12 protein-coding genes and 2 pseudogenes are annotated in these 12021 nt (G+C 73.3%); 9 read left to right on the top strand and 5 right to left on the bottom strand.

The window, feature by feature from the left end:
- Positions 1-13: 13 nt before the first annotated feature.
- A complete protein-coding gene (locus AB0F56_RS29555; RefSeq protein ID WP_362014914.1) occupies positions 14-448 on the top strand; it encodes a VOC family protein in 435 nt (144 codons plus the stop codon).
- Positions 449-514: 66 nt separating this feature from the next.
- Here AB0F56_RS29555 and hutI read toward each other — a convergent pair whose 3' ends face one another.
- The 4 genes from hutI to hutU are packed head-to-tail and all read right to left on the bottom strand — an operon-like array spanning position 515 to position 6043.
- Positions 515-1762 (bottom strand): imidazolonepropionase, encoded by a 1248-nt coding sequence (hutI, locus tag AB0F56_RS29550; RefSeq protein WP_362014911.1) that lies wholly within the window; start codon positions 1760-1762, stop codon positions 515-517.
- Positions 1763-1797: 35 nt separating this feature from the next.
- Complete coding sequence (locus tag AB0F56_RS29545) at positions 1798-3171, bottom strand: formimidoylglutamate deiminase (protein WP_362014908.1); 1374 nt, start codon at positions 3169-3171, stop codon at positions 1798-1800.
- A complete protein-coding gene (locus tag AB0F56_RS29540) occupies positions 3162-4352 on the bottom strand; it encodes an allantoate amidohydrolase (RefSeq protein WP_362015055.1) in 1191 nt (396 codons plus the stop codon). Before AB0F56_RS29540 ends, AB0F56_RS29545 begins: the two co-directional genes overlap by 10 nt.
- Positions 4353-4369: 17 nt before the next feature.
- On the bottom strand, positions 4370-6043 hold the full coding sequence (gene hutU / locus AB0F56_RS29535; RefSeq protein ID WP_362014905.1) for a urocanate hydratase: 1674 nt from the start codon (positions 6041-6043) through the stop codon (positions 4370-4372).
- Between the two features lie 104 nt (positions 6044-6147).
- Between hutU and AB0F56_RS29530 the strand changes: the two genes are divergently transcribed.
- From AB0F56_RS29530 to AB0F56_RS29500, 7 genes and pseudogenes are all read left to right on the top strand, one after another.
- Positions 6148-7485 carry a diaminopimelate decarboxylase gene (locus AB0F56_RS29530; protein WP_362014902.1) on the top strand — a complete coding sequence of 446 codons (1338 nt, stop codon included), beginning with the start codon at positions 6148-6150 and terminating at the stop codon, positions 7483-7485.
- Between the two features lie 80 nt (positions 7486-7565).
- Complete coding sequence (locus tag AB0F56_RS29525; protein WP_362014899.1) at positions 7566-8030, top strand: SRPBCC family protein; 465 nt, start codon at positions 7566-7568, stop codon at positions 8028-8030.
- 177 nt (positions 8031-8207) lie between these two features.
- Positions 8208-8396 (top strand): annotated as a pseudogene (locus tag AB0F56_RS29520) (hypothetical protein); the annotation flags it as partial.
- A 183-nt stretch (positions 8397-8579) separates the two neighbouring features.
- Positions 8580-8759: pseudogene (locus tag AB0F56_RS29515) on the top strand (hypothetical protein); the annotation flags it as partial.
- A complete protein-coding gene (locus tag AB0F56_RS29510; RefSeq protein WP_362014896.1) occupies positions 8756-9514 on the top strand; it encodes a transcriptional regulator in 759 nt (252 codons plus the stop codon). The pseudogene AB0F56_RS29515 and the gene AB0F56_RS29510, both read left to right, overlap by 4 nt.
- Positions 9515-9555: 41 nt before the next feature.
- Positions 9556-9960 carry a roadblock/LC7 domain-containing protein gene (locus AB0F56_RS29505; RefSeq protein WP_362014893.1) on the top strand — a complete coding sequence of 135 codons (405 nt, stop codon included), beginning with the start codon at positions 9556-9558 and terminating at the stop codon, positions 9958-9960.
- Between the two features lie 34 nt (positions 9961-9994).
- Positions 9995-10366, top strand: a complete 372-nt coding sequence (locus AB0F56_RS29500) for a hypothetical protein (RefSeq protein WP_362014891.1) — start codon at positions 9995-9997, stop codon at positions 10364-10366.
- Between the two features lie 26 nt (positions 10367-10392).
- On the opposite strand, the gene AB0F56_RS29495 is transcribed toward AB0F56_RS29500, so the two are convergent.
- Positions 10393-11235: a MurR/RpiR family transcriptional regulator gene (locus AB0F56_RS29495; RefSeq protein ID WP_362014888.1), complete on the bottom strand. Its 843-nt coding sequence runs from the start codon at positions 11233-11235 to the stop codon at positions 10393-10395.
- Between the two features lie 133 nt (positions 11236-11368).
- Between AB0F56_RS29495 and AB0F56_RS29490 the strand changes: the two genes are divergently transcribed.
- The gene (locus AB0F56_RS29490) at positions 11369-11770 is read left to right on the top strand and encodes a hypothetical protein (RefSeq protein ID WP_362014885.1); all 402 of its coding nucleotides are present in this window, start codon (positions 11369-11371) and stop codon (positions 11768-11770) included.
- The last annotated feature ends 251 nt before the right edge of the window (positions 11771-12021 follow it).

The raw sequence follows: 12021 nt of genomic DNA, 5'->3' as shown, positions 1-12021 counted from the left end.
CTATGGTGGGCCGATGGCGTCGATCAAGCAGGTCCAAATCACGTTCGACTGCGCCGAACCGGAGCGCGTCGCCCGGTTCTGGTGCGAGGTGCTGGGGTACGTCGTCCCGCCGGCGCCCGAGGGGTTCGCCGACTGGGACGCGTACGAGCGGACCCTGCCGCCCGAGCAGCAGGGTGCGGGGTTCGTCGCCATGGACCCCTCGGGGGTCGGCCCGCGCATGTACTTCCAGCGCGTCCCCGAGGGCAAGGTCGTGAAGAACCGCGTGCACCTCGACGTCCGGGTCGGCACCGGGCTCGTGGGGGAGGAGCGCCTCGCCGCCCTGGAGGCGGAGTGCGCACGCCTGGTCGCGCTCGGCGCGGTGCGCGGGCAGCTCCTGCTGGCCGACGAGTACAACGAGTCGTGCCAGAACATGCAGGACATCGAGGGCAACGAGTTCTGCCTCGACTGAGCGGCCGTCTCGACTTCAGCTCTGTCCCGGCCGAGGGGTCGTGGTCGACCCCTCGGCCGGGCGCTGTCAGACGACCCGCGTTCCCTGTCGCCAGACCTCCGACACGAGCGGTACGCCCGGGCGGTAGGCCAGGTGGACGTGGGAAGGGGCGTCCAGGACGGTGAGGTCGGCCCGCGCGCCCGGGGACAGGCGACCGACGTCCGTACGGCGGAGGGCCCGCGCACCGCCGGCCGTGGCCGACCACAGCGCCTCGTCCGGGGTCATGCCCATGTCCCGTACCGCGAGCGCGACGCAGAACGGGACGGACGACGTGAACGACGAGCCCGGGTTGCAGTCCGTCGACAGAGCCACCGTCACGCCCGCGTCCAGGAGGCGGCGGGCGTCCGGCCACTGCGCCCGGGTGGAGAACTCCGCCCCCGGGAGGAGGGTCGCCACCGTGGCGCCCGAGGCCAGGGCGTCCACGTCCGCGTCCGTCAGGTGCGTGCAGTGGTCCGCGCTCGCCGCGTCCAGCTCCACCGCCAGCTGGACACCGGGGCCGTACGAGAGCTGGTTGGCGTGCACCCGCGGGTGGAGGCCCTTCGCCTTGCCGGCCGTGAGGATCGCCCGCGCCTGGTCCCCGTCGAAGGCGCCCTTCTCGCAGAAGACGTCCACCCAACGGGCGTACGGAGCGCAGGCGTCGAGCATCTCGCCCGTCACCAGGTCCACGTAGCCGGCCGGGTCGTCGGCGTAGTCCGGGGACACGATGTGCGCGCCCAGGTACGTGACCTCGTCGGTGTGCTCGGCCGCGATCCGCAGCGCCCGCGCCTCGTCCTCCACCGTCAGGCCGTAGCCCGACTTCGTCTCGAACGTCGTCGTGCCCTGGCGCAGCGCCTCCCGCAGGAAGCGGGCCACGTTCGCTCCCAGCTCCTCGTCGCTCGCCGCGCGCGTCGCCGCCACCGTCGTCCTGATGCCGCCCGCCTTGTACGGCTGGCCCGACATCCGCGCGTTGAACTCCGCCGTGCGGTCGCCCGCGAAGACCAGGTGCGAGTGGGAGTCGACGAACCCGGGGATCACGGCCCGGCCGCCCGCGTCGACCCGGTTGTCAGTGGCCGGTGCTTTGCTTGATTCACCGACCCAGACGACCCGGTCGCCTTCGATGACGACGGCCGCGTCCTGGATCAGGCCCAGGGGAGTTCCGTCACCGAGGGAGGGATCGTTCGTGACCAGGCTGGCGATGTTGACGATGGCGGTGGCCGCCGTCGCCACGGCGCTGTTCGCGCTCGTGGGGGCGGAGATCGCCGCCGGGTTGTTCCTCGTCGCGGGGCCGGTGTTCATGGTGCGAGATCTCTCCTTCAGCCGGTCAAGGCTCGTCAGCCGCGGACCGCGGCGATCGCTTCCGTCAGCGCGCGGGGCACGTCCGGTACGGACTGGTGGACGCCGTCCCGGACGATCGTCCGGCCACCCACGACGACATGGCGCACATCCGCGGCCGACGCTGCGAATACCGCCGTCTCGGCTGCCAGACGCGGCAGCGGCCCCGCTGTCCTGACCGAGTCGAGCGCGAGCGTCGTGAAGTCGGCGAGCGCGCCCGCCTCCAGGGTGCCCGCCCCGTCCCAGCCGAGCGCCGCGTGACCGTCGGCCGTGGCCGCCCGGAGCAGCGCGGCGGCCGTCCAGTGGCCGCGCGTGCGGGAGCGGAGGCGTTCGTTCAGCTCCATCGCCCGCGCCTCCTCCAGGAGGTCGATCACCGCGTGGCTGTCGCTGCCGAGCGACAGCGGGGAACCGGCCCGCTGGAGCGCGACGGCCGGGCCGATGCCGTCCGCCAGGTCCCGTTCCGTCGTCGGGCACATGCAGGTGCCGGTCGACGACGAGCCCAGAAGGGAGATGTCCGCGTCCGTCAGGTGGGTGTTGTGGACGCCCGTCGTCCGTGCGCCGAGGACTCCGTGGTCCGCGAGGAGCTGCGTCGGGGTGCGGCCGTGCGCGGCCTGGCAGGCGTCGTTCTCGGCCGTCTGCTCCGAGAGGTGGACATGGAGCGGCACCGCGCGCGACTGCGCCCAGCCGGCCACGGTCGCCAGCTGGTCGGCCGGGACCGCGCGGACCGAGTGGATCGCCGCCCCGATCCGGACGCCCTCGCGCTCCTTGAGCGACGAGACCCGTTCCGCCCACGCGTCCGCCGTGCCGTCCGAGAAGCGGAGCTGGTGCCGGTCCGGCGCCGCGCCGAAGCCGGAGGAGAGGTACGCCGTGTCGAGGAGGGTGATCCGGATGCCCGCGTCGGCGGCCGCCTGGATCAGGGCCTCGCCCATCGCGTTGGGGTCGGCGTACGGGGTGCCGCCCGGAGCGTGGTGGAGGTAGTGGAACTCGCCGACGGCCGTGATGCCGGCAAGCGCCATCTCCGCGTACACCGCGCGGGCCAGCGCGTGGTACGTCTCCGGGGTCAGCTCGGACGCCACCTGGTACATGACCTCGCGCCACGTCCAGAAGGTGCCCGAGCCGACCTGGACGGTGCCGCGCAGGGCCCGGTGGAAGGCGTGCGAGTGCGCGTTCGCCAGGCCCGGGATCGTCAGGCCGCGCAGGACCACGGCGCCCGGGGGCGGGGCGTCCACCCCGAGGCGTACGGCCGTGATGCGGCCACCGGCCACGTCCAGCGCCACGCCCGGCTCCACGTTGGTGTCGAGCCAGGCGTGCTCCAGCCAGTACGTCGCCGGGGTCGCGCCGGTCCCACCCGTCGTGCCCGTCGTCACCTGCACGCCAGTCCTTCCAGTACGTCGGCCAGGGCGAGGACCCCCGCGACGCAGTCGTCCTCGGCCGCGAACTCGGCCGGGGAGTGCGAGACGCCCGTGGGGTTCCGTACGAACAGCATGGCGGTCGGGATCGATTCGGACAAAATGCCCGCGTCGTGGCCCGCGCCCGTGCCGAGGACCGGGGCCTTCTCGCCCAGGACGGACGCCAGCTCGTCCCGCAGGGCGTGCGCGAACTCCACGACCGGCGTGAAGGACTCCCGTACGACCGTGAGGTCGATGCCGTGCCGGTCCGCGTAGTCGCGGGCCGCGCTCTCGACGCCCGCCGTCACGGTGTCGAGCGCCGACTGGTCGGCGGCGCGGGCGTCGAGCCAGCCCCGGACCAGGGACGGGATCGCGTTGACGCCGTTCGGCTCGACCGCGATCTTGCCGAACGTGGCCACCGCGCCCGCGAGTTCGGCCTCGCGCCGGGCCGCGAGGACCGTCTCCGCGTAGGTGAGCATCGGGTCGCGGCGGTCGACCAGGCGGGTGGTGCCCGCGTGGTTGGCCTCACCGGCGAAGTCGTACCGCCAGCGGCCGTGCGGCCAGATCGCGGAGGCGATGCCGACGGCGTCCCCGGAGAGGTCGAGCGCGCGGCCCTGCTCGACGTGCAGCTCGACGAAGGCGCCGATCCGGGCGAGCCGCTCGGGGTCCGGGCCGATGGCCTCGGGGTCGAATCCGGCGGCCTCCATCGCCTGCGGGAGGGTGATCCCGTCGCCGTCCCGGAGCTCGTACGCCTGCTCCTTCGTCAGCCGCCCGGCCGTCAGGCGCGAGCCGACGCAGGCCAGGCCGAAGCGGGCGCCCTCCTCGTCACCGAAGTTGGTGATCGCGAGGGGACGCTTGAACACGACGCCACGGGAGCGCAGTTCGTCGAGCGCGGCGAAGGCGGAGACGACACCGAGCGGGCCGTCGAAGGCGCCGCCGTCCGGTACGGAGTCCAGGTGCGAGCCGGTGACGACCGCGTCACCGGCCGCCGGGTCGCCGAGCCAGGCCCACTGGTTGCCGTTGCGGTCGACCTCGTAGTTCAGCCGACGGGCCTCGGCCTGCATCTGGAACCAGAGCCGGCAGTCCGCGTCGGCCGCGGTCCAGGCGTAGCGGCGGTAGCCGCCCGAGGCGGCGCTGCGGCCGATGGGCCGCAGCGACCGCCACATGGCGTGGAACGTCTCGCTCACGCGGAGCCGCCCTCGGAGCCCTCGCGCATCGGGACGCGTACGCCCTTCTCCTCCGCCACGCGCTCCGCGATGTCGTAGCCCGCGTCCACGTGCCGGATGACGCCCATGCCCGGGTCGTTGGTCAGGACGCGGCGGATCTTCTCGCCGGCCAGCTTCGTGCCGTCCGCCACGGAGACCTGGCCCGCGTGGATGGAGCGGCCCATGCCGACGCCGCCGCCGTGGTGGAGGGAGACCCAGGAGGCGCCGGAGGCGACGTTCACCATGGCGTTCAGGAGCGGCCAGTCCGCGATCGCGTCGGAGCCGTCGAGCATGGCCTCGGTCTCGCGGTACGGGGAGGCCACCGAGCCGCAGTCGAGGTGGTCGCGGCCGATCGCGAGGGGCGCGGCGAGGGTGCCGTTGCCGACCATGTCGTTGAACATGTCGCCCGCCTTGTCGCGCTCGCCCTGGCCGAGCCAGCAGATGCGCGCCGGGAGGCCCTGGAAGTGGACGCGCTCGCCGGCCATCTTGATCCAGCGGTGCAGGGACTCGTTCTCCGGGAAGAGGTCGAGGATCGCCTTGTCCGTCTTGTGGATGTCGCTCGCCTCGCCGGAGAGCGCGGCCCAGCGGAACGGGCCCTTGCCCTCGCAGAACAGCGGACGGATGTACGCCGGCACGAAGCCGGGGAAGGCGAACGCGCGCTCGTAGCCCGCCAGTTGGGCCTCACCGCGGATGGAGTTGCCGTAGTCGAAGACCTCGGCGCCGGCGTCCATGAAGCCGACCATGGCCTCGACGTGCTTGGCCATGGACTCGCGGGCGCGGGTGGTGAAGCCCGCCGGGTCCTTGGCCGCCGCGTCCGCCATGTCGTCGAAGGCGATGCCGATCGGCAGGTACGAGAGCGGGTCGTGGGCCGAGGTCTGGTCGGTGACGATGTCGATCGGCGCGCCCTCGGCGAGCATCTGCGGCAGCAGCTCCGCCGCGTTGCCGAGCAGGCCGATGGAGAGCGGACGGCGGGCGTCGCGCGCCTCGACGGCCAGCTGGAGCGCGTGGGCGAGGTTGTCGGCCTTCACGTCCAGGTAGCGGTGCTCGATGCGGCGCTCGATGGCGCGCGGGTCGACGTCGATACAGATCGCGACGCCGTCGTTCATCGTCACGGCGAGCGGCTGGGCGCCGCCCATGCCGCCGAGGCCGGCGGTGAGGGTGATCGTGCCGGCCAGCGTGCCGTTGAACTTCTTCGCGGCGACGGCGGCGAAGGTCTCGTACGTGCCCTGCAGGATGCCCTGGGTGCCGATGTAGATCCACGAACCGGCCGTCATCTGGCCGTACATGGTGAGACCGAGCTGCTCCAGGCGCCGGAACTCCTCCCAGTTGGCCCAGTCGCCGACCAGGTTGGAGTTGGCGATGAGGACGCGCGGCGCCCACTCGTGGGTCTGCATGACGCCCACCGGGCGGCCGGACTGGACGAGCATCGTCTCGTCCTGCTTCAGGGTCCGCAGCGTGCGCACCATCGCGTCGAAGGAGCGCCAGTCGCGGGCGGCCTTGCCGGTGCCGCCGTAGACGACGAGCTTGTCGGGGTGCTCGGCGACCTCGGGGTCGAGGTTGTTCTGCAGCATCCGGAGGGCGGCCTCCTGCTGCCATCCCAGGGCGCTCAGTTCCGTACCGCGCGGGGCCCGTACGGGTCGGGGTCCTGACATGGGGCAGCCTCCTGACGATGTGAACCAGATATTCACATCCTGGCCTGCTGAATACTTGTAGTCAACAGCTGCGGCGGGACCCGTCGCGGTGGTCCCATGGATCCATGGCTTCCCACCCCGCCGGGGCCCGCCGCGATCGGGCCGTCCGCGCCGCCGTCGAGCAGGGGCTCGTCTCGCCCGCCGACCCCGACCGCCAGATCGTCGCCCTCCTCGACACCGCAGGCATCCGCGCCTCCGCGGCCGCCCTCGTCGCCGCCTTCGCCGCCGTCACCGACGCCCCCGTGCTGCACGCCTTCGCCGTGAAGGCCTGCCCGCTCGTGCCCGTCCTGCGGCTGCTCGACGCGTGCGGGCTCGGCGTCGAGGTCGCGAGCCCCGGCGAGCTGGCCCTCGCCCGCGCGGCCGACGTCCCGCCGTCCCGTACCGTGCTCGACTCGCCCGCCAAGACCCCGGCCGACCTGCGCCAGGCCCTCGCGCTCGGGATCGCCGTCAACGCCGACAACCTCCAGGAGCTGGCCAGGCTCGACGCCCTCGTCGCCTCCGCGCCGACCGCCTCGCCCCTCGGCATCCGGGTGAACCCGCAGGTCGGAGCCGGTTCCATCGGGGCGCTCTCGACCGCCACCGCCACCTCCAAGTTCGGAGTGGCCATCCGCGACGAGGGCGCGCGGGACACGGTCGTACGGGCCTACCTCGACCGGCCCTGGCTGACCCGCCTGCACACCCACACCGGCTCCCAGGGCGTCCCGCTCGCCCTCATGGCCGAGGGCGTCGCCGCCGCCTACGAGCTCGCCGAGGAGATCAACGCCAAGGCGGGGCGGCAGCAGATCGACACCCTCGACATCGGCGGCGGGCTCCCCGTGAACTTCGCCTCCGACGAGGAGACGCCCAGCTACGCGGAGTACGCCGGGCTGCTCGCCGAGACCGTCCCCCGGCTCCTCGACGGGCGGTACGGCCTGGTCACCGAGTTCGGCCGCTCGCTGCTCGCCAAGCACGGCACGATCCTGGCCCGCGTCGAGTACACCAAGACCTCCGGGGACCGCCCGGTCGCCGTCACCCACGCGGGCGTCCAGGTGGCCACCCGTACCGTCTACGACCCGGCCTCCTGGCCGCTGCGCGTCCTCGCGTACGACTCCGAGGGCCGCCCCCGCACCGGGGAGGAGACCGTCCAGGACGTGGCGGGCCCGGCCTGCTTCGCCGGGGACCTGCTCGCCACCGCGCGCCCGCTGCCGCTGCTGCGGCCGGACGACGTCGTGGCCGTACCGGACACCGGCGCGTACTACTTCGCCCACCACTACGCGTACAACAGCCTGCCCCGGCCGGCCGTCCACGGCTTCACCGTCTCCGACGACGGGACGGTCGCCTTCTCGGCCGTACGGCGGGCGCAGAGTCTGGACGAGATCGTCGCCGAGGCGGGCGGCGACCGGGCGGACGCCCTGCTGGGGTGACGGACGCATCGCCGGGCCGGCGGACGCCCTGTTGGGCCACAACGGAGGCGCGGGCCCGGAGCCGGTGCTTCGATGGAGCCATGGCCATGAAGAGCATCGTCGTCGAGCGCCGGATCCAGGCACCCCCCGGACCGGTCTGGGAAGCGATGACGGACCTGCGGGGCATGGAGCGGATGCTCGCCGGCGTGGAGCGCGTCGAGGTCCTCACCGAGGGCGGCTTCGGCGTGGGCACCCGCTGGCGCGAGACCCGGAAGATGTTCGGCAAGGAGGCCACGGAGGAGATGACCGTGACCGAGGCCGAGCCGCCGGACCGCTATGTGACGGTCGCCGACTCGCACGGCATGCACTACGAGTCCGAGATCGCGCTGCGCCCGGACGGCGCCGGGGCGACCGTGGTGCGGATGACGTTCTCGGGAGGCCCGGCCGAGGGGAACCGTCTGGGGTTTCTCGCCAGGCTGCTGAGCGGCCTCGGCGCCAGGGCGGCGAGCCGGGCGCTCGCCAAGGACCTGGACGACGTGGCGGCCACGGTGGAACGACGCGGCTGACCGGGCGAGGCGAGGTCTGACCGCTCACGGCGGGGACCGATCGCGCGAGGGCGAATTCAAGCAAGCCTGAGGCATGTTCCGATGGAAAATGCCAGAACTCCTGCCCACGGCGGAAACGTTGAGTAGCGTCACGGTCACAGCCGTACACCCGCGCGCCGCATCGGGAGGGGAATCCGCGTGCCCGGAATCGACGAGTGCCTGCTGGAGGCCATGAGCCTGCCGGGTGCACGTGGAGCCTGGCTGGTCGACTGGACCAGCGGGCTCGCCCTCGGCGCGGCGGGCGAATCGCCGGTCGGAGACCACGAGACGACGGCCGCAGAGGCGGCCGAACTGGCCCGCGCGGCGGCGGAGTACGACTCCTTCGCCGGCGCCGCCCCACCGCCGAGACCGACCGCCCCACCGACGGCGGGCGTGCCGGGGCCGACCCAGCCCACGGCCGTCCCGCCCCTGCCCACCCGACCGCCCATGGCGCGTGCCGGCGGACCCAGCAAAGAGATAGCCCTGCGCCCCGGCACCGAAGTCGCGCTCCGCGAGCGGTCGTTGACCAAGGGGCCGCCCGTCGAGGACCTGATCGTCACGACCCGGGGCGGCTACCACGTCCTCCGCTTCGTCGAGACCTCCTTCGACAGCAGCGTCTTCCTCCACCTGTGGCTCGACCGGGACACCGGCAACCTCGCGCTCGCCCGCATGCGGCTGCGCGACCTCGCGGAGAAGCTGGTGCTCGGATGACCGTCTCCCCCATGCTCGTCCGCCTCGCCGCCGAGCGGGCCACCGGCGCCCTGCTGCGCGACCACGGCACCCTCTACCTCGTCGACGGCCGGGTCACCCACGCCGAGAGCCCCGCCGCGCCCGGGCTCGACGTCCTGCTGACCGCCGGCGGCCGACTGGCCCGCGAGCGCTGGGACGAGGCCGTCGACCGGGCGGGCGCGCGGCGCGAGGTCGGCAGGTTCCTGGTGGAGAGCGGCCGGCTGCGCGACGGCGAGCTGGAGATCTGCCACCTCGGCGCGGTCTACGACGCCGCGTTCTTCGCGCTCGCCCCCGCCGCGGGACCGACCCGCTTCCGGTACGGCGTGGCCCACTGGTTCGGCGCGGTGCGGCCGGTCTCGACCGAGGCCGTCGAGCGCGAGACCGTACGCCGCCGCGAACTGCTCGACAGCGTCTGGCCGTACGGCTCCGTCGACACCGCCCCCGTCGTGCCCCGCGCCCCCGCGCCGGGGCAGACCGTGAGCCTGCGCCAGCGGGCGCTGCTCGCCGCCGCCGACGGGGTCCGTACCCCGGCGGAGATCGCGCGGGTCCTCGGCCGCCCGGCCTTCCACACGCTCCTCGAGGTGCGCCGCCTGGCCGCCGCCGGCCTGGTGGAGACCCCGGCCGAGCCCGTGGTGGTCGCGGCGCTTCCTGTCCCCGCCTGGGTCGGCGAGATCGCGCACGACCCGGACATCGCCCTGCTGCGCCGGCTCCGTGACGCCCTGGAGGCAAGTCTGTGATGAGGCGTGCCCTGCGCCTGCGCGCCGAGAGGAGATTACTGATGTCGGCAGAAGCCGAGGTGCTCGGCGAGCTGAGACGGCTGCGGGCCAGGCTGCCCCAGCTGACCGGGGCGCTCGCCGCGAGCATCGACGGCCTGGTCCTCGCCCACGACACCGTCGACGCCGAGGCCGAGGGGGTGGCCGCGCTGACGGCCGCATCCCTCGGAGTCGCCCAGCGGATGACCGAGTCCACCGGACAGGGCGGCTTCCGCGAGCTGCTCGTCCGGGGCGAGGGCGGCTATGTCGCCACGTACGCGGCCGGCGGCTCCGCCGTGCTCACCCTGCTCGCCGAGCCCCGGATCAACGTGGGCCGGCTCCACCTGGAGGCCCGTAGGTCCAGCGCCCGGATAGGCGAGCTGGTCGACGGGGCTCTGGACCGCAAAGACCTGAACCGTCCTGTCTCGTAAGACCACTTGAAACCGAAAAGGAAGTGCGACACCCATGGCGAACACCGACACCGCTCTGAAGGAAGCCATGACCATCGAGGGCGCGATCGGCGCCGCGCTGGTCGACTACACGAGCGGCATGGCCCTCGGCACGATCGGCGGCGGCAAGGAACTCGACCTGAACATGGCGGCGGCCGGCAACACGGACGTGGTCCGCGCCAAACTCAGGACGATGGAGATGCTCGGCCTCAAGGAGGACATCGAGGACATCCTGATCACGCTCGGCACCCAGTACCACCTGATCCGGCTGTTGAAGGGCCGGGGGACGGGCGGCCTGTTCCTGTACCTGGCGCTGGACAAGGGCCGGGCGAACCTGGCGATGGCGCGCCACCAGCTGAAGAAGATCGAGGCCGAGCTGGACGTCTGACCGGCCCGCTCCCGCTGGGGGCCGCCCTACTCCACGAACAGCCCGCGAGCCGCCGCCTTGGTGTCGAACTCCTCCAACCGCGCCTGCGCGTCGGGCAGTTCGTCGGCCATCGCCTCGAGCAGGACCCGGCCGAGCAGCATCGGCGCACACGCCGTGTCGAAGGCGAGCCCGGTGCCGACGGCGGCCGGGATCAGCAGGTCGCTGTGGGCGGCCACGGGCGCGAACGCCGACTCGGCGACCGTCACCACGGTGAGCCCCGCCCCCCGCGCGTACTCCAGCGCCTCCACGACCTCGCGGGGGTGGCGGGGCAGCGCGAAGCAGAGCAGGGCCGTGGCCCCGGCCCGTACCGTCGCGTCGATCCGGTCGGTGAGCATGGAGCCGCCCTCGTCGAGGAGGCGGACGTCGGGGTGGACCTTGGCGGCGAAGTACGCGAAGCCGCGCGCCTGCGAGGAGGCGGCCCGCAGCCCGAGCACGGGCAGCGGCCGGGAGGCCGCGAGCAGCCGACCGGCACGCTCGACGGGCGCGGGGTCGGCGAGCAGCTCGGCGAGGTGGCGGAGGTTCTCGATCTCGGCGAGCACGGCCTGCTGGTACTCGTTGTGCTCGCCGGCCTCGCTCGCCGCGGCCTCCCCGGCGGGGGCGACCTCGCGGAGGTGGCGGCGCAGGGCGGGGTAGCCGTCGAAGCCGAGGGCCACGGCGAAGCGGGTGACCGAGGGCTGGCTGACGCCGGCGAGGTCGGCCAGCTCCACGCTGGACAGGAACGCCACGTCACCGGCGCGGCGCACCATGCAGTGCGCGATCCGCCGCTGTGTCGGTGTCAGCCGATGCCCTTCGAAGAGCGCCTGCAGCCGTCCGGCCGGGCTGTCGCTCACACCGTCCCCCTTCCGCTCGCCCCCGCCCACTTATTCATCCACCTCGCACTCTGCATGAAGATATGCAGCAGGGCAAGAAAAGCGGGGGCTACCCCTACCGACGCGGGCCTCGCCCGTCTCTACCGTGGTCATCATGGACGAGCTCAAGAACGAACTGGACGCCACCCTGCATGCCCGCCGGGAGCTGGGCACGGAGTACGAGGCGGCCCTCGTCGATTCCTTCCTCGGCAAGGTGGAGAAGGGCCTGGACGCGACGATCGACCGGCAGGTCAGGCGCCGGCTCGGCGAGCAGCAGGTGGCGACCGCCCGCGGCGAACGCCCCCGCACACCGGGGGCCGAGGGCTTCGGGGAGCGGTTCGGCTTCGGGATCATCTCGCTGGTCCTGGCGATCCCGCTCTCCGCGATCGCCGTCACGCAGGCCAATCTGGAGGGCCTGATCGTTGCCTGGCTCGGCATCGTGGGCGTCAACGCGGTGCACGCGTTCCGCGACCGGCTGCCGCTGCGCCGGGAGGAGCGCTCGTACGAGCGGGAGTGACGCGGCAACGAGGGAGTGGCGCGGGGACCGCCGCACCCCCGGCCAGGGCCGGGGGGCGGGACGACGGCGGTCCCCGCGGGGGACACGGGCCCGGGTCAGGGCCGGTCTCCGCGTCCGCGGCGTCGCGAGGAGTTCCGGGAGCCGCTCCGTAGTCCTTGACGCCGACAACGACCACTGTGCAGCACGCGTGTTAAGCGGGTGCTGCGCGTACGTGTCGCGCTCGTACCGATTTCGCGAACGCCCGCTCGAAC

The sequence above is a fragment of the Streptomyces sp. NPDC026092 genome, assembly GCF_040638605.1.
GTDB lineage: Bacteria > Actinomycetota > Actinomycetes > Streptomycetales > Streptomycetaceae > Streptomyces.
Note: the sequence above shows the minus strand (reverse complement) of the source record. Positions and strands in the feature narration are given on the sequence as shown.